The sequence below is a fragment of the Iamia sp. SCSIO 61187 genome (genome assembly GCF_019443745.1).
Lineage (GTDB): Bacteria > Actinomycetota > Acidimicrobiia > Acidimicrobiales > Iamiaceae > Iamia.
Window position 1 is genome coordinate 40,244 of the sequence record NZ_CP050948.1, and the last position, 22,984, is coordinate 63,227.

Sequence of the window (22,984 nt, forward strand, 5' to 3'; positions counted from 1 at the left end):
CGGAAATGGCCTCTGACCAGGACCGACGGAAACGCCCTCAGCGACTTTGCAAGCAGGGGGTCGTGGGTTCGAGTCCCATCGTCTCCACCACGACGTCGGAGGGCGAATCGCCAGCGAATCGCCCTCCGACGGTCATGCCGAAGTCCTCCTCGTTGGGGAGGACGACGGCGCGGGCACGGCCGTAGAGGCGGCGGAGCTCGACGTCGGACACGTGGCCGACGAGCTCGACGTTTCCGGGCCGATCGCGTTCGAGGGCCCCTCGTCAGGATCGGCCCCCTCCCGGCTCGGTGCGGCCCCACCGGGCGGCGCGCCGGCGGAGGTCGTGCCGATGCGCCGGCGCCGTCAGAACCGCTTGGCGCCGGAGACGGCGACGGCAGGGTGGCGGAGGCCCCACACGGAGCCGCGCAGGGCGGCCCGCTCCTTGATGGCCGCAGCCAGCCGGCCGGTGAGGACGCGGCCGTCCTCGCCGGGGCCGAGCTGCACGATGCGCCCAGCCGTCAGGTCGGCAGGGGGGTCGTCCGGTGCTGCGGGTCGGCGGCCCGCAGGTGCACGGCGATGGCCACGCTCGTGATCGCGGCCCACGCGCACCACAGCGAGATGAGGGCGGTGCTGCTCAACCAGGCCAGACCGCCGGCGACCACCAGGTTCACGGCGCCGTACCACCGCACGTGGTGATGGGCCGAGGCCAGCATCGAGCCGCAGGTCGCCAGCACGTAGAGGACGACGATCAGTCCGCCGTGCCAGAGGTCGACCCGGTAGTCGATGTGGTTGCCCTCGATGCGGGCCTCGACCGGTCCGCGGACGATGGCGTGCACCAGCACCAGTGACACGGCGGCGCCGACGACGGCGAAGGGCCGCAGGGCCCGCCGCGTCCCGGGCGGCTCGGCCGCGGCGACGGCGATCGGCACCAGGACGGGGAGGACGCCGAAGGCGATCACCAGGTAGGTCCACAGCGCCGGACGCCACACCGCCTCGGCGGCGTTGCCCTCCAGACCGCGCCAGACGACGGCCTCGACCAGTTGGTGCCCGGCGAAGATGAGGGGCAGGGCCGCCAGCGCCCGCTCGGCCGGCCGGCGGACGTGGCGGAGGGCGTCGATGCCGACGGCCCCGACCACGAGACCGGCCACCAGGTCGGCCTCGGCCGAGAAGCACATGCGCTACCCCGCGCCGTCGCCGGGTGGGGCGAGGGGTGGTGCTCGGCGCGGACCGGGCACGGTGCGGGAGTGGGGCACGGCTGTCGTGATCATGGGCTGCCTGTCAACCCACGGCGGTCCGCCGGCCCGGCGTCAGGTCACGGCGCGCACGTGGGCGAGCACCCGCGCCGCCGCCTCCGGTGGCGTGAGGTGGGTGACGTCGAGGTCGAGCAGGTGCGGGCTGTCGGGGCGGACGAGCGTCAGCCCGGCCACGTCGGCCATCACCCCGTCGGGATCGGTCCACTTGTGGTGGGCCGCCCGGTCGGGTCCGACAACCCGCCGGCGGAGCTCGTCGGGCCCGCAGTGGAGCACGACGGGGACGTAGGTGCTCCGCCGCGCCTCGGCCAGGGCGCGCAGCCGGGCCAGGGTCGGCGACGGCTTCTCCTCGACGACGTAGTTCGTGAACACGTACGACCACCCGGCCGGCGCCATCTCCTCGATGGCGGCCAGGACGTGCACCCGCAGGTCGTGCACGTAGGTCCAGACCCGTGGGTCGATCGGGACCGCGGAGTCGGTGTCGAGCGCGGCCAGGACCGCCTTGCCGGTCAGGTGGTTGTCGACGAGGACGAAGCGGTGCTCGTCGCGGGGCACCGACGCCACCAGGGCGGCCCCGACCGTGCGCTTGCCCGTGCCGGGGTAGCCGAGCAGGTGGACGACCGCCGGCACCGCCCCGTCACCCCTTGGGGTAGCCCCGCTTGACGGTGCGGTCGAGCACGCCCAGGGTCGCCCGCAGGGCGCTCTCGGGGATGATCGGGAAGATGTTCGCCTCGCGCCACTGCGGGTCGATCTCGGACCAGTCGTAGAACGAGGTCACGACCGTGCCGTGCTCGCCGGGCTCGAGCCGGTACCCGTAGACGTGGCCGATCTGGGGCCGGATCTGGCCCAGGATCGTCCAGGAGATGAGCCGGTCGGGCTCGAGCTCCTTGATCGTGACGGTCACGTCGTACTTGCCCATGGGGAAGTCGTTGAGCGCCTCGCGGTCCATGTGCACCACGAAGCTGTCACCGGGCTTGGTCACCGGCTCGCCCTCGGCCGACTGCAGCATCCCCGAGCTGTCGATGGCCACGTGGCCCTGGGGGTCGCACAGCACGGCGAAGATCTCCGCCGGCTCGGCCTCGATCACCCGCTGGACCTCGATGCGCTCGTCGCTCATGGACCGCATCCTGCCCCATGATGGGGGCGTGGACGGGACCGTGTTGACCGAGGACGACGTGGTGGCCCGGATCCGCCCTCGGCGGACGATCACCGGCATGTCCGCGGTGCTGCTCCCGTTCACCGTCGACGGCGAGATCGAGTGGCCCGCGGTCGAGGCCCACATCGCCCGCACCCGGGCCGCCGGCCTCGTCCCCGCCGTCAACATGGACACCGGCTACGTGCAGCTCCTCGACGACGCCACCAAGGCTCGGGTGCTCGACCTGGCCGCCGAGGTGACCGGCGGCGACTTCGTGGCCGGGGCCCACGTGGCCGACGAGGCCGGCGCTCCCCACGACCCGGGCGCCTACGCCCGGGCGGCGGCGGCGATCGTCGAGCGGGGCGGCACCCCGGTCGTGTTCCCCAGCCACGGGCTCAACGCCCTCGACGACGAGGGCTGGGTCACCGCCCTCGCCCGCTTCGGCGCCGAGGTCGACCGCTTCATCGGCTTCGAGCTGGGCGCCATGTTCGTCCCCTACGGCCGGATCTACTCCCTCGACGCCTACCGCGGGCTGCTCGGGATCCCGAGCTGCATCGGTGCCAAGCACTCGTCGCTCGACCGGGTCCGGGAGTGGGAGCGGCTGGCGGTCCGTGACCAGGTCCGGCCCGACTTCCTGGTCCTCACCGGCAACGACCTGGCCATCGACATGGTCACCTACGGGTCCGACTACCTGCTGGGCCTGTCGACCTTCGCCCCCGAGGCCTTCGCCGCCCGCGACCGGATGTGGGCCGCCGGCGACCCCCGGTTCCACGAGCTCAACGACCTGCTCCAGCACCTGGGCCAGATCACCTTCCGCGCCCCCGTCCCCGCGTACCGCCACGACGCCGCCGTGTTCTTCACCCTGCGCGGCTGGGCGAGCAGCGACACGACCCCGCCCGGCGTCCCCCGCCGCCCCGACTCCGACCGCGACCTCCTGGCCGACGTCCTGGCCCGCCTGGAGGCCTGGGACCTCGGCGCCGAGACGTCGCCGTGAGCACGCGCCCGACGCAGGTCAAGAACCTCAAGACCCTCGACGCTCTGCGCGCCCACCTCGACGCCCTGGGCGTCACCATCCCCCTCGCCGACGCCGTCGACCCGCAGGGCGTGCTGGCGAGCCCCACCGAGGTCGTCGACGGGTCGGCCGGTGCCATCCCCGTCGCCAACCGCTTCGCCGTGCTGCCCATGGAGGGCTGGGACGGCACCAACGACGGGCGGCCGACCGACCTCGTCCGCCGCCGCTGGACCCGGTTCGGGGCGAGCGGGTGCGGGCTGGTGTGGGGCGAGGCCACCGCCGTCCGCCCCGACGGCCGGGCCAACCCGAACCAGCTGGTGCTCGACGAGTCGACCGCGGACGACATCGCCGAGCTGCGGGGCCTGCTGCGACCCGGCCAGGTCGCCGCCCTCCAGCTCACCCACTCCGGGCGGTGGAGCCGACCCGAGGGGGCCCCGGCGCCCCGCACCGCCTACCGCCACCCGGAGCTCGACGACCGCTCGGCGGCCGACACCGGCAGCGTGCTCTCCGACGCCGACCTCGACGAGCTGGTCGAGCGCTACGTCGCCGCCGCCGTCCTCGCCCAGCAGGCCGGGTTCGAGCTGGTCGACGTGAAGCACTGCCACGGGTACCTGCTGCACGAGCTGCTCAGCGGCCGGGATCGGCCCGGGGCCTACGGTGGTGACCTCGACGGGCGCACCCGCTTCCTGCGGGCGGTGGTGACCGGCATCCGCGACCGGGCCCCCGGGCTGGCCGTGGCCGTGCGCCTGTCGGCGTTCGACCTGCGCCCCTTCGTCCCCGGCCCCGGGGGTGTCGGGGTGCCGGCGACCGACGGCCCGTACCCGCACGCCTTCGGCGGCGACGGCACCGGTCTGGGCATCGACCTCACCGAGGTGCACGCCTTCCTCGCCCTGCTCGAGGAGCTCGGCGTGGGGTTGGTCAGCACCACCGCCGGCAGCCCGTACTACAACCCCCACGTCCAGCGCCCCGCCTTCTTCCCGCCGTCGGACGGGTACCAGCCCCCCGAGGACCCCCTCGTCGGCGTGGCCCGCCAGCTCGCCGTCACCGCCGAGCTGGCCGCCGCCCACCCGTCCCTCACGATCGTGGGCTCGGGCTACTCGTACCTCCAGGACTGGCTGCCCCACGCCGCCCAGGCCGTCGTGGCCGGTGGCGGCGCGTCGCTCGTCGGGCTGGGGCGGATGGTCCTGAGCTACCCGGAGCTGGCGGCCGACGTCCTGGCCGGTCGCCCGCTCGAGCGGGGCCTGGTGTGCCGCACCTTCAGCGACTGCACCACGGCGCCCCGCAACGGCCTGGTGTCGGGCTGCTACCCGCTCGACCCGTTCTACAAGGAGCACCCCCAGCGGGTGGACCTCACCCAGGCCAAGCGGGCGGCCAAGGCCCGACTGCGCGACGGCTGAGACCGGCCGCCCCGCGCCGGCGCCGGGCCGCGAGAAGATGGGCCGCCGCGTCGAGGGCGTCGGAGCGGCTCCGACGTCACCCTCGGACGGCGCCCGCCCGGGCGCCGAGGACAAGGAGCCCCCCGTGAAGTACATGCTGATCATCTACGGCAACGACGAGATGTGGACCCGCCTCCAGGGCGAGATGGACTTCGAGGAGGTCATCCGGGCGACCGACGCCCACAACGCCGAGCTGGTCGCCTCGGGAGAGATGGTCGGCGCCTACGGCGTGGCCGACCAGGTCCAGGCCAAGAAGGTCCGCGTCGCCGACGGCGTGCCGGCGGTGACCGACGGGCCCTACATCGAGGCCAAGGAGTACATCGGCAGCTTCACCATCGTCGACGTCGACTCCGAGGAGCGGGCCCTCGAGATCGCGTCCCAGAACCCGGTGGCCGGGTTGGTCGACATCGAGGTCCGGCCCATCCTCCACGAGGCCCCCACCGAGCTGTGAGCCCGCCGGGCGTGCGCACCGAGGACGTGAGCGGGCTGGCCCCGCTGGTCCTCGGTGCGCTGGTCCGGCGCTACGGGCACTTCGACCTGTGCGAGGACGCGGTGCAGGAGGCGCTCCTCGCCGCCGCCCGCCAGTGGCCCGAGGAGGGCCGCCCCGACGACCCGAAGGCGTGGCTGATCCGGGTCGGGTCCCGCCGCCTCGTCGACCTGCTGCGCAGCCAGGAGTCCCGCCAGCGGCGCGAGGAGCAGGACCGGCGGCTGACCCCGGTCGACCGGCAGGTCGCGCCCGCCCCCGACGCCGACCCCGTCACCGCCGACGACGACGCCCTGACCCTGCTGGTGCTGTGCTGCCACCCGGCGCTGTCGCCGTCGTCGCAGGTGGCGCTGACGTTGCGCGCCGTCGGCGGGCTGACCACGGCCGAGATCGCCCGGGCCTTCTTCGTGCCGGAGGCGACCATGGCGCAGCGCATCAGCCGGGCCAAGGCCACCATCAGGAGGGCGGGCGCCACCTTCGCCCTCCCCGACGAGCCCGAGCTGGGCGAGCGCATGCGGGCGGTCCTCCACGTCCTCTACCTCGTGTTCAACGAGGGCTACGCCGCCAGCTCGGGGGCCGAGCTCCACCGGCGCGACCTCACGGCCGAGGCGGTGCGCCTGGCCCGCGAGGTCCACCGGCTGCGACCGGCCGACGCCGAGGTCGCCGGCCTGCTCGCCCTGATGCTGCTCACCGAGGCCCGGCGGGCGGCCCGGGTGCGCGACGGCGACCTGGTGCCGCTCGACGAGCAGGACCGGGACCTGTGGGACCGCGACCTGGTGGCCGAGGGGGTGGCCCTGGTCGAGGCGACCCTGGCGGCCTCGCCCGCCCTCGGCCCGTACCAGCTGCAGGCGGCCATCGCCGCCGTCCACGATGAGGCCCCGTCGGCCGAGGACACGGACTGGCACCAGGTCCTCGCCCTCTACGACCTCCTCGAACGGGTCGCCCCCAACCCGATGACCACCCTGAACCGGGCGGTGGCGGTGGCCGAGGTCCACGGCCCCTCTGCCGGCCTGGCCGTGCTCGACACGGTCGCCGACGACGAGCGCCTCGCCGACCACCACCGGCTCCACGCGGCGCGGGCGTTCCTCCTCGAGCGGGCGGGCGAGGTCGACGCCGCCCGCGACGCCTACCGGGAGGCCGTGCGCCGGGCCACCAGCCGGGTCGAGCAGCGCCACCTCGAGCGCCGGCTCTCCCGTCTGCGCTGACGGGGGCCGACGGCCCGGGGGTCAGAGGTGCACGGTCAGGGGACCTGGGCCGAGACCTGCACGTCGACACCGCTGGTGATGTCGCTGGTGGGGCGCAGGTCGTAGCAGGGCGAGCGGTCGACGTCGCGCGCGGCGACGTCGATCCCGGCCGCCTCCACGTTGGTGAAGGTGTCCGACGGCGTCCCCGCGGCCCGGGCCGCCTCGTCGTCGAAGATGTCCAGATCCCACGTCGCCCCGGCCGCGGTGGGCACGAAGTCGAGCCGGAACTCCAGGCCGGGCCGCAGGTACAGGCAGAACGTCAGCACGTTGCGGGCCGAGTCGAGCCGGGGCTCGACGACGGCGGGCTCGGTCTCGCTCTCGAGGTAGAACTCGTCGCCCTCCTCGCCGGCGAAGGCCGTCCAGTGGGCCAGGGCGATGATGTCGACCTCGGCCGAGCCCGTCGCCTGGGGGTCCTCGCCCTCGATCCGCAGCCGGTAGGTGGTGTCGGACCCGCTGGAGAACCGGATCTCGGACTCGTCGGCCGGGTCGAGCTCGAGCACGACCTGGTCCTCGGCGTCGAAGATGGTCCCGACCACACCGGACCCGGTGAAGATCACGTCGTAGAGCTCGTCGGCGGCGATCTCCATCGTCAGGTCGACGATGTCCCCCGGCTCGGCGATCTCGTAGGTGGCCGGGTCGAACTCGTAGGCCTCGGTGCGGACGGGCCGCAGGCTGACCTCGACGACGTCGGCGTCCTCGGCCGTGGCCAGCAGGGTGTGGGTGCCGTCGGTGGTGGGCGTGAGCGACGCGCCGAGGTCGACCGCCTCGTCGTCGGGTCCGACGAGGACCAGCTCGGCGCCGGCCGAGTCGTCCGCCAGCACGACCGAGTACTCGACGTCGGGGTCCAGGTCCACCCGCGCCGACCCGACCGGGCCGGGGCCGAGCTCCACCGTCACGACCTCGTCGGTCGGCTGGGGCTCGGCGTCGGCGTCGACCAGCGCCGGCCGGTCCTCGAGCAGGGCCGTCACGGCCTCGCCGTCACCGTCGCGCACGGCGGTGGCGAGGTCCTCCTGGTCGGCGAGCAGGGCGGCGGCCGCCTCCTCCCGCTCCCGCCGGCGGTCGGCGTCGCGCTGGTTGCCCCGCACGATCACGATGGCCGACGCCACGATGGCCAGCAGGGCGAGCACGGCGACGCCCCCGAGGATCAGGCCGAACCGCGACGACCCCTTCTTCCTCGGCGGCGGAGGGGTGGGAGGGGCGCCGGGACCGGGCGTGGGCGGCGCGTACCCCGGCGGGGGGAACGTCTGCGGCGTCGTGGGCGGCCCGGATCCGTAGGGCCCGGCCCCCGCCGGCGGTGGAGGAGGCGGAGGGAGCGTCGTGCCCGGCCGCCCGGGCGGCGCCGGAGGGGGCCCGAACCCCCCGGAGGATGCTCCTGGCGGTGGCGGCGGCGGGGGCGTGTAGCCCCCGTGGTGGTCGCTCATGGTCCCCGTCCTCCCGGGGGACGGTCCCATGCGCCCCACCCGGTTGTGACAAGCGTCGCGCACCGATCCCGGGAGGGGAAGGGGTCGACCTCCCCCGTTGGTGGGTTGTTGGCCGCGGGCGAGGGCGAGCGCGCCGAGCAGGCGGGCCGCCGCCGCGGCGCGTCGGGCCCGACCGTCGGGCGGGGCCCGGGGCTACCGTCACGTCCTCCGACCCCCCCACCCGGACGGGGTCGGCGTCGCCGACCCGATTGGACTGCCATGGCGATCACCGACGAGCGGCGGGGCTGAGCGGTGGGCACCGCCGTCCACCGCCTCCGGTTCGACCTGGAGGACCAGGCCGCCCAGCGCTACCCCGAGCTCGTCTTCGACCCGGGCGGGGCCGACTCGGTGGAGGTGACCCTGCGCTACGACACCGACGCCGCCGTCGTCGACCTGGGGTGCGAGGGGCCCACCGGGTGGCGGGGCTGGTCCGGCGGCGCCCGCTCGCGGTTCGTGATCGGGCGCGACCGGGCCACCCCCGGTTACGTCCCCGGCGAGGTGGAGCCCGGACGGTGGGCGGTCGTGCTCGGGCTGCATGCGATCCCGGCCGAGGGCGTCGCCGTCGAGGTCACCATCAGCACGCCGGCGGTGGGCGACGTCGACCCCGAGCCGCCCGCGCCGCCGCCGAGCGTCGGACCGCGCGGGAGCGACCGCGCCCTCCCGGCCCCGGCCGGGCTGACCTGGTTCGCCGGTGACTTCCACTCCCACACCGTCCACTCCGACGGCGAGGCCACCATCGCCGAGCTGGCGGGGCGGGCGACCGCCAACGGGCTCGACGTCCTCGCCGTCACCGACCACAACACGGTCTCCCACCACCCGCACCTGGCGGGCGTCGGCGCCGCCCACGACATCACCCTGCTCCCCGGGCAGGAGGTCACGACCGCCCGGGGGCACGCCAACGCCTTCGGGGACATCGGCTGGATCGACTTCCGCCGCCCCGCCTCCGAGTGGGTGGCCGCCGTCGAGGCCCGGGGCGGGTTGCTCAGCATCAACCACCCCCTGGAGGGCGACTGCTCGTGGCAGCACCCTCTCGCCGACCTGCCGCCGGCGCTGGAGCTGTGGCACATCGGGTGGTTCCGGGACCTGGGCTCCACCGCCATGTGGGGCCTGCTCGACCGCTGGGACCCCGGCTCCGGTGGGCCCGTGCTGCTCGGGGGGAGCGACTTCCACCACGCCGGCCAGGGCTACGCCCCGGGCACGCCGACGACCTGGGTGGCCGCCGCCGACCGCTCGCCGGCGGCGATCATGGAGGCGGTGACCGCCGGGCGCACGGCGCTGTCGTGGGCCCCGGCGCCCTCACCGACGCTGCTGCGCGTCGACGACGAGCTGATCGCCGTCGAGGCCGACGGGAGCGTGCTGGTCGACATGGACGGTCGCCGCCGGGTGCTCCACGGCGACCGGGTGCGGCTGGCGGCGCCCGCCCTCGGGCGGGGCCCCTTCCGCCTCGAGTCCGCCGCCGGCCACCTCCTGGCCATCAGCCCCTGACCGCGACCGCCCGGCCGACGGCCGCGGCGGCACCGCCGACCGGTGCCTGGCACCGGTCGGCGGTCACGACTCGACCTTGGTCCAGTCGACGACGGTGGCGCCGCTGGCGGCGACCCGGGTGAGGAGGGCCAGGCGGTTGGCCCGGACGTCGGGGTCGTCGGCCATCACCATCACCGTGTCGAGGCAGGCGTTGAGGGCGGTGGCCATGGGCTCGGCGGCGGCGAGGTAGGCCGCGACCGACGCGGCCGCGTCGGCCGCCTCGACCCGCTCCAGCTCGGCGAGGAGGGCGCCCTCGGTCGGGTCCTCGAACCGATCGGCCGAGACCGCCGGGAGGGACTCCCGGTCGGTGTCGCCGACCAGGCGGTCGGCCCGCTTGAGGGCGTCGGCCACCAGGCCGAAGCGCTCGGTGCCCACTGCGGCGGTGAGGTCGGTGAGGGCGGCCCGCACGTGGGCCGGGCGGTCGGCGTGGAGCAGGGCCGCCTGCACCAGGTCGTGGCGGTGACCCTGGTCGAGGAGCGTCTGCTCGAAGCGGCGCCGGACGAAGGGGACGATCCGGTCGACCAGGTCGGCCGACACGTCGACGGGGAGGTGGCCGGCGGCCCGCTCGAGCCCCTGGCGGAGCGAGAACCGGTCGAGGGCCGGGTCGATCCCCGACATGGCGACCAGGACGATGCCCCGGGCGGCCCGGCGGAGGCCGAAGGGGTCGGCGCTGCCGGTGGGCTCGGCGCCCACGGCGAACAGGGCGGTGACCAGGTCGAGCCGGTCGGCCAGCGAGAGGAGGGCGCCGGCGAGGGTGCCGGGCACCTCGTCGCCGGCGGCCCGGGGCAGCTCGGTCTCGGCGATGGCGGCCACGACGGCCGGGGCGAGGCCGGCGTCGGCGCCGTAGTAGCGGGCCATGGTGCCGGCCAGCGAGGTCATCTCGGCCACCATCGACGAGGCCTGGTCGAACTTGGCCAGCGGACCGGCCTCGTCGACCACGGCGACCACGGCCTCGTCGGCCCGGACGTCCGCGGCCAGGTCGAGACCGGTCTGGTGGATCCGGTCGACCCGGTCGCGCACCGAGCCCAGGCGGCTGTCGAAGGTGATCGTCGCCAGCCCGGCGGCCAGGTCGGCCAGCGGCGTCTCCCGGTCGCGGGCGACGAAGAAGGTGGCGTCGGCGTAGCGGGCCGAGATCACCGCCTCGTTGCCGGCGCGGACGACGTCGGGGTCGCATGCCCCGTTGGCGACGGTGACGAAGTGGGGCAGCAGGGCGCCGTCGGCGTCGGTGACCGGCAGGTACCGCTGGTGCTTGCTCATCACCGCGGTGAGGACCTCGGGCGGGAGGGCGAGGTGGGCGGGGTCGAACGAGCCGAGCACCGGAGTCGGGGCCTCGACCAGGTTCACGATCTCGTCGACGAGCCGGTCCCAGCGCGCCACGTCGACCGTGCCGCCCTCGGCGGTGGCGAGGGCGTCGGCCCCCTCGACGATGCGACGGCGACGCTCGGCCGGGTCCGGGACCAGGCCGTGCTCCTCCAGGGTGGCGAGCGCCGTCTCGGCCGACGGGAGGGCGGCCGTGGGCTCCCCGGTCGAGCGGAACAGGCGGGTCCGGCGATGGGCGGCCAGCCCGGCCCACGCCGTGGGCACGACCTCGTCGCCCAGCAGGGCCACGAGCCAGCGGACCGGTCGGCTGAAGGCGAGGGTGTCGGAGCCCGGCCGCCAGCGCATGTTGCGCCCGAAGCGCAGCTTGCCGAGGGCGGGGGGGACGATGTCGGCCAGGACCTCGGCGGCGGGGCGGCCGCCGCCCGTCGTCTCGAAGGCGAGGTGCTCCTCGCCCTTCTCGGTGACGCGGGTGAGGGCGTCGACCGTGGTGCCGCGCGACCGGGCGAAGCCCTCGGCGGCCTTGGTCGGGTTGCCGTCGGCGTCGAAGGCCGCCTTCACCTTCGGGCCGCGGACGACGACGGCCTTGGTCTCCTCGACGGGCGAGACGTCGGCGACCTCGACGATCAGGCGCCGGGGCGTGCCCGCGACGGTGACCTCGCCGTGGCGCAGGTCGGTGGCCTCGAGACCGTCGGTGATCGCCCGCTCGAGCAGGGTGAGGGCGTCGGCCACGTCGGCGGCGGGGAGCTCCTCGACGCCGAGCTCGAGGAAGAACGCCCGCGGCTCTGTGCCGGGCGGCGGCGGCGGCGCCGGGGTCGGCGCGGGGTCGGCCTCGTCGGCCCGGCCCAGCGGGAAGCCCAGCTCCTCGCGCTTGTCGCGCCACAGCTCGGCCACGTCGTGGGCCAGGCCGCGCATGGCGGCGAAGGCGCGGGCCCGCTCGGTGGTGCCCATGGCCCCGCGGGCGTCGAGGACGTTGAACGTGTGCGAGCACTTGAGGACCTGCGAGTAGGCCGGGATCGGCAGGGCCAGGCCGATCAGCCGTCGGGCCTCGGCCTCGAGGTCGCCCAGCTGGGCCCGCAGGAGGTCCACCTCGGCGGTGTCGAGGAAGTACGTGCTCCACTCGTACTCGCCCTGGGCGAACAGCTCGCCGTAGGTGACGCCGTCGGCGTAGGGGATGTCCTTGAAGTGGTCGATCCCGTGGAGCGCCATGAGGATGCGCTCCATGCCGTAGGTGATCTCGGTGGCGGGGGGGTCGAGGACGAGCCCGCCGGCCTGCTGGAAGTAGGTGAACTGGGTGATCTCCTGGCCGTCGAGCCAGACCTCCCAGCCCAGGCCCCAGGCGCCGAGGGCGGGCGACTCCCAGTTGTCCTCGACGAAGCGGATGTCGTGGGCGGCCACGTCGATCCCCAGGTGGACCAGCGACTCCAGGTACAGCTCCTGGGGGTTGCCGGGCTCGGGCTTGAGGATGACCTGGAACTGGGTGTGGGTCTGGAGGCGGTTGGGGTTGTCGCCGTAGCGGCTGTCGTCGGGACGGACGCTGGGCTCGACGTAGCCCACGTTCCACGGCTCGGGCCCGAGGACCCGCAGGAAGGTGGCCGGGTTCATCGTCCCGGCGCCGACCTCGGTGTTGTACGGCTGCAGGACGGCGCACCCGCGGGCCGCCCAGAACTCGGAGAGACCCAGGAGGGCGGCCTGCATGGTGAGCATCGGGCGAGGGTACCGAAGCCGGGCCTCCGGCCGGGAAGGCGATCCACGGCCGGCGGCAGTCGTCCAGCGCTCTGCTGCGGCGACGACGCTCCGGTCGGCCTGGCGGCAGCCCCTTCACCCGGCCTGCGTCGGATGAGCCGGCGGCGCAGCCGCTTCGGCGGGAAGCGTCCCGGCGCGATCAGGTCGCAGACCCGCGAGCGGGCCTGCGATCTGGCTTCGGCGTGCCGGGGGGGAAGAAGACGTCGAAGGCCCGGGGCCCGACCGTCGCGCCGATCGAGCGGAAGGCCAGGGCAGTGCCGGCGAAGGCGACGCGGTCGCGGGTGGACCACGGGATGGCGAAGCGGCGGCGGACCACGTCGGGCAGGGCGCCGAGCGTCACCAGCCGCAGGTTCTCACCCCGCAGCCAGGTGACGACCGGCTGGGCCGGGCGGAGCGGGAGGGGCAGGGGGGCCTCGGGCAGCTCCGGGGCCGTCTCGGGGGGGTGGAGGACCCAGTCGGCGGCCGGGGTCAGCTCCAGCTCGTGGGCGCAGATCTCGGCGAAGCGGGCCTCGAAGGCGGCCAGGTCGACGGGCACGGGCCGGTCGCTCACGCCGTAGCGGCGGTACCAGGTGACGCTCTCGGAGTAGAGCTGCTCCTTCTCGGCCCGGGTCAGCGGGAGGGGGAAGAACAGCTCCGCGGCCCGGAGGAACTCCCAGGTGAAGGTGGCGTGGGCCCACCAGAACACGTCGGGGTCGAGGGCGTGGTAGCGGCGGCCCTGGTGGTCGACGCCCTTGATGTCGGGGTGCAGGTCGCGGATGGCCCGGCCCCGTCGGTCGCCGTCGCCGTCGTCGGGGGCGAAGATCGTCCCCCAGATCTGCGGGATGGACCGGATGATGCGGGCCCACGGCTCGGTGAAGAAGGCGGAGTGCTCGGTGACGCCGGCGCCCAGGCCGGGGTGGAGCAGCTGGAGGACACCGGCGGAGGTCCCGGTCATCAGGCCCCGGCCGTCGCCGGCGATGCGCCACAGCACCGAGCCGGGGCCGAGCGGGGCCCCCGCGGCCCGCGGCCGTCGGTCGGGGGCGGCGAACTTCCTGGCTACAGCCGTTTCCACGACGGCGAACCTACCCAGGCCGGGCCGGTCCACACCCTGGTGTCAGCGGGGGGAGGTGAGGACCAGGGCCGAGGCCCGGACCGCCCCGTCGACCAGGAGCCAGACGCGCAGCTCGTCGCCCTCCTCCGCCGATCGCAGCTCGACGGTGTCGCGGGGGTCGATGGCGTCGCGGTACTCGACCTCGGCCCGGACCGGGACCAGGCGGCGCCGGTCGAGCTCGTCCTCCACCGGCTCCCACGTCGCCGCGTTGTTGACGTGGCCCATGCCGTCGTGGTCGGTGCTGCGCAGCGGCCACGGCCGGGTGGTGGCGGCGCCGTCAGCGGGTGCCGAGGGATGGTGGAGCCGGGCGCCCACGGTGCGGCCGTCGGCGGCCGACCCGTAGACGGCGACGAACTCGTCGGTCAGGCGGGCCGGCCGCCCGGTGGCCGGGTCGAGGGAGATCCAGAGCGACGCCGCCTCGACGTGGCCCCCGCCGTCGCCCTCGATGGTGGTGCGCCGCTCGGCCCACCGGGCCCCGAGCGCCCCGCAGAAGGTGGTGAGGGTGAGGATCTCGCCCGGCGCCGGCGGGGTGACGATGTCGATCACGGTCCGGCGGACGACCCAGGGCACGGCGAGGTCGAACCCGGCGTCGCGGGTGTCGTCGTTGCTGACGTCCTGGAGGTGGCGGGCGATCGAGTCGAGGCGGAGGCGGCCCCGCCGGTCGACGTCACCCCACCGCACCCGGCGGGAGGCGGAGAAGGCCCGGCCGGCGGCGACCCGACCCGACAGCGGTGTCCGGTCCATCGTCACCCCCGCGTCCACACGACGGGGAACAGGGGGTGGTCCATCGGGGCCCCGGCGGCCAGCTCGTCGGCCAGACCGGGGAACGGCGGCGACGTGGCCCACGGCCGCGGCGCGTGCACGGCGTCGTCGCCCAGGAACCGCAGCGACAGCACCCGCCGTCGCCCGGGGCCGGGGAACCCGGGGGCGGAGTGGAGGGCGAGCATGTGGAAGAACACGGCGTCGCCCGGCTCCAGGGCCCAGGCCAGGATGCGGTGGGCCGCGGGGTCGCCGTCGATGTCGGGGAGGTCGGCCAGCGTCCCCTCGGGGAACCACCGGGCCTCGCCGTCGAGGAAGGTGCGCGGCATGTACCAGGGGCCGAGGTGCGAGCCGGCCACGAGGGCGAGCGACGAGGAGCGGGGCACCGGGTCGACGGGCATCCACATGCTCACCAGCTGGCGGCCGTCGATGTCGTAGTACGGGAGGTCCTGGTGCCACGGCGTGGGCTGGCGGGTGCCGGGCTCCTTCACGAGCACGTGGTCGTGGTGGAGCCGCACCTGCGTCGACCCGGTGAGCTCGCCGGCGATGGCCGCGGCGGCCGAGGTGCGGGCCAGCTCCTCGATGGCGGGGATCTCGGTCCAGCGGCGGAAGTCCTCGACGAAGGCGCCGTCGTCGTCGGCGCTGGCCCGCTTGGCCGTGGGGGACAGGTCGGCCAGGACGGCGTCGATGGCCGAGGCGGCCAGGGCGACCTCGTCGGGAGGGAACGCCCCCCGCACGCACACCGCCCCGTCGGCGGCGAAGTCCCCCTCGATGGTCCAGCTCACGCCCCCAGCATGGCCCGCGGTGCCGACCGGTCCCGCAGCCGGGGCCGCCGCATCGCCGCGCTGACCGTTCTGAGGCAGGAACGGGCCATCGATGGCCGATCCCTGGCTCAGAACGGTGTGGGTGACCGTGCGCTCGGGCTCAGCCCTCGAGCTCGGTGCGCAGGCCGTCGAGGTTGGCCTGCATGGCCGCTCGGTGCTCGGCCAGGCGGACCTCGATGATGCGGGCCTCGCGGTCGGGCATGGCGTCGATGGCGATGCTCAGCCCCGACCGCGCCGGGCCGATGCGCAGCCACTGGCGGACCACGACGCCGTCGCGCACGGGATCGACCTCGAAGCCCCACGTCGACCAGGCCTCGTCGCCGTCGCTGACCTCCCACGTCCAGCGGCGCGGCGGGTCGAGCTCGACCACCGTGCACGTCGTGGTCCACTCGCCGAGGTGCTCGTTGCGGTTGCGGCCCTGGAAGCGGGCGCCGACCGCCGGCGCCGTCGCCCCGTCGAGCCAGGCCACCTCCTGGAGCTCGGGCGAGAAGCGGGCGGGCAGCGTGATGTCGGTGACGGCGGCCCAGGCCGTCTCGGCGTCGACGGCCATCCGCTGGGTGACCTCGACGGTGGGGCAGTCCCGGTAGCGCACAGCCGGACGGTAGCCGTCTCCGTCGTGCGTTGCAGGAGTGAACTGACGGGCGGGTGGGACACGTCCGACACCTGTGCCGCGCTCGATCCGTCGTCGGTCGGGGGCGCCGGCCGGTCGTCCTACGATGCGGCTCCGACCGACCCTGAGGAGGACAGATGGAGGCTGTGCACTGGACCACCGGGGCCGACGGCGCCGCGGTGCTGAGGACGGTGGGCGAGGTGCTCGCCTCCCAGGGCTACACCCTCACCCCCGACGCCACCGGCTGGGGCGGTCGGGCCGAGGTCGGGTCCAAGGCGGCCCGGGCCCTGGCCGGCGGGTTCGCCCGGCGCATGATCCTCGACTACTCCGTGGCCCAGGGCGGCGAGCCGGACACGACGCTCCTGCGCATCGCGCCGGCCTCGACGGGCTGGAGCGGGGGCGCCCTCGGGGCCAGCAAGGCCCAGAAGGAGATGACGTCGGTCGTCAACGGTGTCCACGAGGCGCTGGTGCAGCAGGGCCTGGTGGTCTCGACGGCGCCTCCGGGACCGACGCAGCCCTGAGCGGGGTGCCGTACGGTCGTCGCCCATGCGGCTCGGCGTCCTCTTCGACCCGCACGCCCCCGACGCCGGCGCCCACGCCCGCCGGCTCGAGGAGCTGGGCGTCGCCTCGGTGTGGGTGCCGGAGGTCTGGGGCTACGACGCCCTGACCGGCCTGGCCCACGTGGCCGCCCAGACGACCACGATCGGCCTGGGGACCTTCGTCGTCCAGCTCGGGGCGCGCAGCCCGGCCCTCCTGGCGACCAGCGCCCTCAGCCTCCAGTCGCTCTCGGGCGGTCGGTTCACCCTGGGCGTCGGCGTGTCGGGACCGCAGGTCATGGAGGGCTGGCACGGCGTCCGCTTCACCCGCCCGGTGCAGACGACGCGCGAGACGGTCGAGATCATCCGGACCGTCAGCCGGGGCGAGCGCCTGGTCCACGACGGCGTCGTCTACCCCCTGCCCCTGCCCGACAGCGAGGGCCGGGCCCTGCGCCCGCTCGTCGCCCCGGCCCACGTGCCGGTGCACATCGCCGCCATGGGTCCGGCCAACCTCCGGCTCACCGGTGAGGTCGCCGACGGGTGGCTGGGCAACGCCTTCGTGCCCGAGGCCGCCGACGTCGTCCTCGACGCGCTGGGCGAGGGCGCCGCCGCCGCCGGGCGGACCCTCGCCGACCTCGACCTGGTCGCCCCGGTCGCCGTCGAGCTGACCGACGATCCCGCCGCGACCGACGCCGCCGTGGTCCGCCACGCCCGGGGCTACGCCTTCACCATCGGGGCCATGGGCTCGGGCGGGCGCAACTTCTACAACGACGCCTTCGGCCGTCTGGGCTACGCCGACGACGTCGCCCGGGTGCAGGAGCGGTGGCGGTCGGGCGATCGGGAGGGGGCCGCCGCCGCCGTGCCCCTCGACCTGGGACGGCTCACCAACCTCATCGGCTCCGAGACCGAGGTCGCCGAGCGCCTCGCGCTCCACGCCTCGGTCGGCATCACCACGATCCTGGCCAAGCTCGACGGCGGCCCCGCCGACCAGCTCTCCGTGCTGGAGCGCCTCGTGCCGCTGCTGCCCGGCTGACGGCGCCGCCGCGATCAGCGCACGACGCGGTAGCGGAGGGTCGTGGCGAGGGGGACGTGGTCGACGCTGATGGGCTCGAGCCGCACGTGGGTGCCCCCGGGGTGGTCGAACAGGCGGGTGCCGTCGCCGAGGAGGACGGGGGCGATGCTGGTGAGGACCTCGTCGAGCCCGCCCCGCTCCAGCAGGCCCCGCGCGACGGTGGCGCCGAGGACGTTGACGACGCGGTCACCGGCGGCGTCGCCGGCGAGGCGGATGCCCTCGTCGAGGACGGGCGTGCACGTCACCCCGTCGAGGACCTGGCCGGTCACCGCGACCTGCGGGCCCTCCCACCCCCCGCCGAAGACCTCGCCCTCGCCCTCGGTGCCCTCGTAGGGGTCGCGCCCGCGGAGGGTCCCCCCGCCGACCAGCACGGCGCCGACCTCGGCGATGAAGGCGTCGATCGCCGGGTTGGGACCGAGGTACGGCACCATCCACGCCATGTCGCCCTCGGGTCCGGCGATGAAGCCGTCCAACGACATCGTCACCGAGTAGACGAACCGGGCCATCCCGAACCTCCTGCTGCTGCGGCCCAGGGCGGACTCCCGGACCGCTCGGAGCTCATCGCCGTCACGGTGTCCGGGCGAAGGGGCGGTCGAGCCGCTCGCGCACCGGGCGCGGGCCGTGCGCGACGACGTCCGGGACGAGGACCTGCACGACGTCGAGGTCCGGGCGCCGGTCGTCGGGCAGGCGGTCGGTGTGGGTCAGACCCACTCCGACCGATGCGGTCGAGGTCCTCGCCGAGGGTCCTTCCGTCGAACATCTCGCACATGCCGGGATTCATCCTCCCGGGGTGTGACAGCGAGGCTCAGGCCACCTCGGTGGGGGTGCCGTCGGTGACCCGGACCAGCTCGGCGAAGGTCGTCGGGTAGACGGCGTGGGGGATGCCCCCGGCGGCCCAGACCTCGTCGTAGGCCTCCAGCGCGGTGTCGACCAGGGTGCGCACCGGGGTCGGGTGGCCGACGGGGGCCACCCCACCGATCGGCTGGCCGGTGGCGGCCCGGACGAAGGCGGCGTCGGCCCGGTCGACCGATCCGACGCCGAGGCCGGCCGCCACCTTGGTCGTGTCGACGCGGTGGGCGCCGGAGGTCAGGACGAGCAGCGGCTCGCCGTCGGCCGAGAACACCAGGGAGCTGGCGATCTGACCGACCGCGACCCCGAGGGCCTCGGCCGCCGCCCGCGCCGTGGCCACGGCGTCGGGCAGGACCCGCACCGCGAACGGGGCCCCGCGGGCCGTGAGCGCGGCCCGGACGGCGGCGACGTTGGGGTGGTCGGCGTCGGCCATCCACCGACAGTACCGACGCCCCACCCGGCCGCCCCCGGCCCGTCGGCCCGCTCGTTCCTGCGACAGCCCGCACCCTGCGACAGGGCGAGGGCCGTGCTGGCGGGGTGTCGCACGTCCGGGGTTGTCGCAGGTTCGCGTCAGCCGGCAGACGTCGCCGTGGGCTCGGCGGGGGCGGGCCCGCCGGGGCCGGGGTGGGCCCGGACCTGGCGGACGTCGAGGCGCTGGCGGCAGTGGGAGCACACGACCTCGGCATCCATGTCGTGGTCGCAGGGGGTGTGGTGGTAGGTGAGCGGCGGGCCGTCGTCGCCCGCCAGCCAGCGGTCGCCCCAGGTCTTCATGGCCGCGATGACCCCGAACAGGTCGCGCCCCTTGTCGGTCAGGACGTACTCGTGGCGCAGCGGGCGCTCCTGGTAGGGGCGGCGGGCGAGGACGCCCTCGTCGACCAGGCGGTTGAGCCGTTGGGTGAGGATGTTGCGGCCGATCCCCAGGTTGCGCTGGAAGACGTCGAAGCGGCGCGTCCCCAGGTAGGCCTCCCGCAGCACGAGCGGCGTCCACCAGTCGCCGAGGATGTCGACGGTGCGGGCCACCGAGCAGGGCCAGTCGCCGAACGGTGTGCGCTTCACCGCAGCGAGGCTACCGCTGTCGGTCCTCTTGTGGAACCGACTCCGCCCCGGCCCCGCCACCACCGCAGGGCGGTCCGGGCCGCCCGGGCCAGGATGGCCACCACCACCAGCGCCTGGGCGGCCGGCACGACCCACGTGGAGAAGCCCCGCAGCGCCGGCGCCATGGGGTCGTCACCCAGGTGGGCCGAGTAGGTGTAGACGACGCTCAGCACGGCACCGTGGACGGCGACGAGGACCGCGCCCCGGGACCGCCAGCACACCGCGGCGACGGGGAGGGCGGCGGCGACGTACCAGGCCGGGACGTAGACGCTGGCGAGCAGGTAGGCGAGGAAGGCGGCCGTCACGACCAGCGCCGGGTCCGGGGCCGTGCGGGCGTCGGCCCGGCGGAGGACCAGGAACACCACGGCCACCACCACGACGGCCACCACGGCCAGGGCCAGGGCGGCCACCAGCTGGCGCGCCTCGAGCCCGGCGGTGCCGCCGTCGCGGCCCTGGGCGACCCAGGCCTCGGTGAGCACGAGGCGGGGCTGGGCCCAGAGCGAGCTCCGCGACTGCTGGAGCCCGGCCTCCCGGAGCGGCTCGAGGGCCCGGGGCCCACCGACCAGGAGGTAGCCGCCGGCGACGGTGGCGCCGGTGGCCGCGCTGGCGGCCGCGGCTGTCCGCCAGCCGCGCCGGACGAGCAGCCAGGCGACCAGGCCGACGCCGGCCACGAGCGCGAACGGCTTGACCAGGGCGGCGACGCCGAGGACGGCGGCGGCCACCACCGGCCGGCGCCGGGCGGCGAGCACCGCGGCCAGCAGCAGCACGCCCAGGAGGGCGTCGGCGTGGCCCTCGTTCACCCCCTTGGCGATCACGACGGGGTTCAGCCCGACCAGGGCCAGGCCGCCGGGCTCGACCCCGGCCCGCCGCAGGAGGGCCAGCGCCCCCAGCACGGCCGCCGCGGCCACCAGCTGGAACAGCACGCGCACCCGGGTGGGGGACGGTCCGGCGACGGTGGCGACGGCTGCCTCGACCGCGGTGAAGGCGGGCCCGTAGTTGCTCCGGTCGTCCCGCCAGGGAGGGGAGACCTCGTCGTGCAGGGGGTCGTCGGCGAAGGCGCCCGGCTCGTGGAGGTAGGGGTTGGACCCGTGGACGGCCACGATCCGGCCCTGCATCCCGTAGAGGTAGACGTCCTGGGAGTGCAGCGGGGGGAGGGCGACGGCGAGGCCGACCAGGAGGGCGGCGGTCCCGAGCACCGCCCGGGTCGACGGGCCCTGGCCCCTCCGGGCGAGGGCGATCGTCGCTGCCAGGCCTCCGAAGGCCACCAGGAGCGGCGCCAGGCGCACGGCGAGGACGTCGGATCGGGCGGTGAGCAGGAACGTCGCCGTGGCGGTCGCGGTCCCGGCCAGCGCGAGGGTGCGGGGAGCGGGGCGGGGCAAGGCCCAGGTGCTACCCGGCGGCGGCCCCGTCACTCCCGCTCGTCAGGCCCGCAGCAGGATCTTCCCGACCCCTTCGGCCCGGGAGGCGAAGAGGGCGTAGGCGTCGGGGCCCTCGGCCAGGTCCATGGTGTGGGTGACGACCACGGAGGGGTCGATCCGGCCGGCGGTGGCGAGGCGCATCAGCGTGGGCAGCTCGTGCTGGACGCTGCACAGCCCGATGTGGATCTCCAGGCACTTGAGCTGGGCCAGGACCATGCGCATGCGGAAGTCCATGCTCTGGTTCACGCCGACGATGGAGACCCGGCCCTCCCGCCCCGCGAGGTCGAGGGCGAGGGTCACCGTGGCGTCGGCCCCGACCGCCTCGAGGGCCACGTCGACGCCCCGGCCGCCGGTGGCCTCGGTGACGGCGGCGCGCACGTCCTCGGCGTCGATGGGCTCGGCCCCGAGGGCCGCGGCGGCGGCGCGCCGGCCGGGCACCAGGTCGATGGCCAGCACGCGCGCCGCCCCCATCACCTGGGCGGAGAGCACCGAGAGCAGGCCGACGGGTCCCAGCCCCACCACGGCGACGGTGTCGCCGGGCCCGCACCGTCCCCGCCGGGCGCCGTACCAGGCGGTGGGGAGGTTGTCGGTGAGGACGATGCCGGCGGCGTCGCTGAGCGCCTCGGGCAGGGGGACCAGGTTGCGGTCGGCGGCGGGGACGGCGAGGGCCTCGGCCTGGGTGCCGGGCAGGGCGTGGCCCAGCCCCCAGCAGCCGGACTCGCCCGTCTCGCACAGGGTGATGTGGCCGTGGCCGCAGGGCGAGCAGCGCCCGCAGGCCACCGAGGCGGTGACGAGCACCCGGTCGCCGGGCCGCACCGTGTGGACCGCGGGCCCGACCTCCTCGACGATGCCCACCGCCTCGTGGCCGAGCGTGTACCCGGTGGTGGGCGAGAACCCGTGGCCGTCGTAGATGTGCAGGTCCGATCCGCAGATGCCCGACGCCGTGATCCGGACCACGGCGGCCTCGTCGTCGACGAGGGCGGCGTCGGCCACGTCCGACACGCCGACGTGGTGCGGGCCCTCGTAGGTGAGGCCTTCACCCGGGCGTCCCCGACCGCAGGAGCTCGACGGCGTCGAGGTCGAGGGCGTGCTGGGCGTGGCGGGACGCCATGGCCAGGAACATCAGGTCGCCCCGCTCGGTCTGCTCGACGAGCATCGACGCGGCCACGGCCATCACCAGCCCGGCGAAGGTCCCGCGTCGGTGCTCGTGCCAGCAGGTGTCCCAGTCGAAGCCGTCGATGCCGGCGGCGAGCAGGCCGTCGTGGTAGCGCCGCACCAGCTCCTCCTCGACCGGCCTGCGGTCCTCGGGCAGCAGCCCGGCGCCCATCACGTAGGCCACGTCGTGGAGGGCGGGGCCGACGGCGACCGTCTGCCAGTCGACGACCCCGAGCACGTGGCCGTCGTCGGGGTCGAGCAGCAGGTTGTCGAGCCGGTAGTCGCCGTGGGTGATGGTGAGCGGCGATCCGGTGAGGGTCAGGTACGCCCCGAGGTGGGCGAACAGATCCTCGCCCACGGGCACCACGTGGGGGTCGAGGACGTCGCCGTAGCGGGCCTTGAACCCCGCCCACAGGTTGGGCAGCAGCATGCCGAGGAACGCCCGCCCGGCCTCGATGTCGCCGTGCAGCCACTCCATCTCGGCGAGGGTGGGGTCGCCCCAGCGGGGGGCGTGGAGGTGCACGAGCTCGTCGATGGCCGAGGCGACGACGGCGGGGGAGCAGCCGGCCAGCTGGTCGCCGGCCTGGGCCGGGGCCATGTCCTCGAGGAGGAGGACGAACGACGCGGTGGCCGGGTCGATGTCGGCGTGGAAGACGGTCGGCGTGCGGATCGGGAGGTCGGGGGCGAGCTGCTGGTAGAAGCGGACCTCCTTCTCGTAGCTCCGCAGCGAGAGGGCGGTGGCCCGGCTGGTGGGGTCGGCCGCCGGCAGCTTGGCCACGACCGACGCCGGCGCGGTGGCGGGGGCGCCCTCGTAGGTGAGGGCGAGCCGCAGGCTGTCGCACATCTGGCCGGTGCCCACCGGGGAGGCGTGGGCGGCGGTGACGCGCCCTCCGCCGAGGTGCGGCCCCAGGGCGGCGGTCAGCCACTCGGCGGTGAGGAGGTCGGGCGTGTCGGCGATGGCGATGGTGCTGTGACCCACGCCGCAGTGG

General features: G+C 75.4%; 24 protein-coding genes. 7 read left to right on the forward strand and 17 right to left on the reverse strand.

What is annotated here, in order from left to right; genetic code table 11:
• Positions 1-342 precede the first annotated feature (342 nt).
• From HC251_RS00185 to HC251_RS00200, 4 genes are all read right to left on the reverse strand, one after another.
• Positions 343-483, reverse strand: a complete 141-nt coding sequence (locus HC251_RS00185) for a hypothetical protein (RefSeq protein WP_219943312.1) — start codon at positions 481-483, stop codon at positions 343-345.
• A gap of 14 nt (positions 484-497) precedes the next feature.
• A complete protein-coding gene (locus HC251_RS00190) occupies positions 498-1,154 on the reverse strand; it encodes a DUF6629 family protein (RefSeq protein WP_219943313.1) in 657 nt (218 codons plus the stop codon).
• Between the two features lie 132 nt (positions 1,155-1,286).
• A complete protein-coding gene (locus tag HC251_RS00195) occupies positions 1,287-1,859 on the reverse strand; it encodes an AAA family ATPase (protein ID WP_219943314.1) in 573 nt (190 codons plus the stop codon).
• 7 nt (positions 1,860-1,866) lie between these two features.
• Complete coding sequence (locus HC251_RS00200; RefSeq protein WP_219943315.1) at positions 1,867-2,346, reverse strand: SRPBCC family protein; 480 nt, start codon at positions 2,344-2,346, stop codon at positions 1,867-1,869.
• Between the two features lie 28 nt (positions 2,347-2,374).
• On the opposite strand from HC251_RS00200, the gene HC251_RS00205 reads away from it, so the two are divergent.
• The 4 genes from HC251_RS00205 (at position 2,375) to HC251_RS00220 (ending at position 6,501) form a co-directional block, all read left to right on the forward strand.
• Entirely contained in the window at positions 2,375-3,358 is a 984-nt protein-coding gene (locus HC251_RS00205) for a dihydrodipicolinate synthase family protein (RefSeq protein WP_255566551.1), read from the forward strand.
• Complete coding sequence (locus HC251_RS00210; protein ID WP_219943316.1) at positions 3,355-4,773, forward strand: NADH:flavin oxidoreductase; 1,419 nt, start codon at positions 3,355-3,357, stop codon at positions 4,771-4,773. The genes HC251_RS00205 and HC251_RS00210 overlap by 4 nt, the downstream gene beginning before the upstream one ends.
• A 133-nt stretch (positions 4,774-4,906) precedes the next feature.
• The gene (locus tag HC251_RS00215) at positions 4,907-5,263 is read left to right on the forward strand and encodes a YciI family protein (RefSeq protein WP_255566779.1); all 357 of its coding nucleotides are present in this window, start codon (positions 4,907-4,909) and stop codon (positions 5,261-5,263) included.
• Positions 5,264-5,274: 11 nt separating this feature from the next.
• The gene (locus tag HC251_RS00220) at positions 5,275-6,501 is read left to right on the forward strand and encodes an RNA polymerase sigma factor (RefSeq protein WP_219943318.1); all 1,227 of its coding nucleotides are present in this window, start codon (positions 5,275-5,277) and stop codon (positions 6,499-6,501) included.
• A 35-nt stretch (positions 6,502-6,536) separates the two neighbouring features.
• Here the strand turns inward: HC251_RS00220 and HC251_RS25900 are convergent, their stop codons facing one another.
• Positions 6,537-7,961, reverse strand: coding sequence for a hypothetical protein (locus tag HC251_RS25900; RefSeq protein WP_219943319.1), 1,425 nt, complete (start codon positions 7,959-7,961; stop codon positions 6,537-6,539).
• Between the two features lie 291 nt (positions 7,962-8,252).
• On the opposite strand from HC251_RS25900, the gene HC251_RS00230 reads away from it, so the two are divergent.
• Entirely contained in the window at positions 8,253-9,485 is a 1,233-nt protein-coding gene (locus tag HC251_RS00230; RefSeq protein ID WP_219943320.1) for a CehA/McbA family metallohydrolase, read from the forward strand.
• 63 nt (positions 9,486-9,548) lie between these two features.
• Here the strand turns inward: HC251_RS00230 and glyS are convergent, their stop codons facing one another.
• From glyS to HC251_RS00255, 5 genes are all read right to left on the reverse strand, one after another.
• Positions 9,549-12,548 (reverse strand): glycine--tRNA ligase subunit beta, encoded by a 3,000-nt coding sequence (gene glyS / locus HC251_RS00235; protein ID WP_219943321.1) that lies wholly within the window; start codon positions 12,546-12,548, stop codon positions 9,549-9,551.
• 178 nt (positions 12,549-12,726) lie between these two features.
• On the reverse strand, positions 12,727-13,638 hold the full coding sequence (locus HC251_RS00240) for an oxygenase MpaB family protein (protein ID WP_219943322.1): 912 nt from the start codon (positions 13,636-13,638) through the stop codon (positions 12,727-12,729).
• A 42-nt stretch (positions 13,639-13,680) separates the two neighbouring features.
• Entirely contained in the window at positions 13,681-14,421 is a 741-nt protein-coding gene (locus tag HC251_RS00245; RefSeq protein WP_219943323.1) for an acyl-[acyl-carrier-protein] thioesterase, read from the reverse strand.
• Positions 14,422-14,423: 2 nt separating this feature from the next.
• Positions 14,424-15,221, reverse strand: a complete 798-nt coding sequence (locus HC251_RS00250; RefSeq protein ID WP_219943324.1) for a phytanoyl-CoA dioxygenase family protein — start codon at positions 15,219-15,221, stop codon at positions 14,424-14,426.
• Positions 15,222-15,360: 139 nt separating this feature from the next.
• The gene (locus tag HC251_RS00255) at positions 15,361-15,852 is read right to left on the reverse strand and encodes an SRPBCC family protein (RefSeq protein ID WP_219943325.1); all 492 of its coding nucleotides are present in this window, start codon (positions 15,850-15,852) and stop codon (positions 15,361-15,363) included.
• A 155-nt stretch (positions 15,853-16,007) separates the two neighbouring features.
• Between HC251_RS00255 and HC251_RS00260 the strand changes: the two genes are divergently transcribed.
• Both HC251_RS00260 and HC251_RS00265 read left to right on the forward strand, forming a co-directional pair.
• Positions 16,008-16,391: a hypothetical protein gene (locus HC251_RS00260; protein WP_219943326.1), complete on the forward strand. Its 384-nt coding sequence runs from the start codon at positions 16,008-16,010 to the stop codon at positions 16,389-16,391.
• Between the two features lie 25 nt (positions 16,392-16,416).
• Positions 16,417-17,439, forward strand: a complete 1,023-nt coding sequence (locus HC251_RS00265) for an LLM class flavin-dependent oxidoreductase (RefSeq protein WP_219943327.1) — start codon at positions 16,417-16,419, stop codon at positions 17,437-17,439.
• 14 nt (positions 17,440-17,453) lie between these two features.
• Here the strand turns inward: HC251_RS00265 and HC251_RS00270 are convergent, their stop codons facing one another.
• From HC251_RS00270 to HC251_RS00300, 7 genes are all read right to left on the reverse strand, one after another.
• A complete protein-coding gene (locus tag HC251_RS00270; protein ID WP_219943328.1) occupies positions 17,454-17,984 on the reverse strand; it encodes a dihydrofolate reductase family protein in 531 nt (176 codons plus the stop codon).
• A 61-nt stretch (positions 17,985-18,045) separates the two neighbouring features.
• On the reverse strand, positions 18,046-18,189 hold the full coding sequence (locus HC251_RS00275) for a hypothetical protein (protein ID WP_219943329.1): 144 nt from the start codon (positions 18,187-18,189) through the stop codon (positions 18,046-18,048).
• A gap of 94 nt (positions 18,190-18,283) precedes the next feature.
• Entirely contained in the window at positions 18,284-18,760 is a 477-nt protein-coding gene (locus tag HC251_RS00280) for a YbaK/EbsC family protein (protein WP_219943330.1), read from the reverse strand.
• 137 nt (positions 18,761-18,897) lie between these two features.
• Positions 18,898-19,383 carry a helix-turn-helix domain-containing protein gene (locus tag HC251_RS00285; RefSeq protein WP_219943331.1) on the reverse strand — a complete coding sequence of 162 codons (486 nt, stop codon included), beginning with the start codon at positions 19,381-19,383 and terminating at the stop codon, positions 18,898-18,900.
• The gene (locus tag HC251_RS00290) at positions 19,380-20,801 is read right to left on the reverse strand and encodes a glycosyltransferase 87 family protein (RefSeq protein WP_219943332.1); all 1,422 of its coding nucleotides are present in this window, start codon (positions 20,799-20,801) and stop codon (positions 19,380-19,382) included. The genes HC251_RS00285 and HC251_RS00290 overlap by 4 nt, the downstream gene beginning before the upstream one ends.
• 42 nt (positions 20,802-20,843) lie before the next feature.
• Complete coding sequence (locus HC251_RS00295) at positions 20,844-21,842, reverse strand: alcohol dehydrogenase catalytic domain-containing protein (RefSeq protein WP_219943333.1); 999 nt, start codon at positions 21,840-21,842, stop codon at positions 20,844-20,846.
• 34 nt (positions 21,843-21,876) lie between these two features.
• Positions 21,877-22,974, reverse strand: a complete 1,098-nt coding sequence (locus HC251_RS00300; protein ID WP_219943334.1) for a phosphotransferase family protein — start codon at positions 22,972-22,974, stop codon at positions 21,877-21,879.
• Positions 22,975-22,984 lie beyond the last annotated feature (10 nt).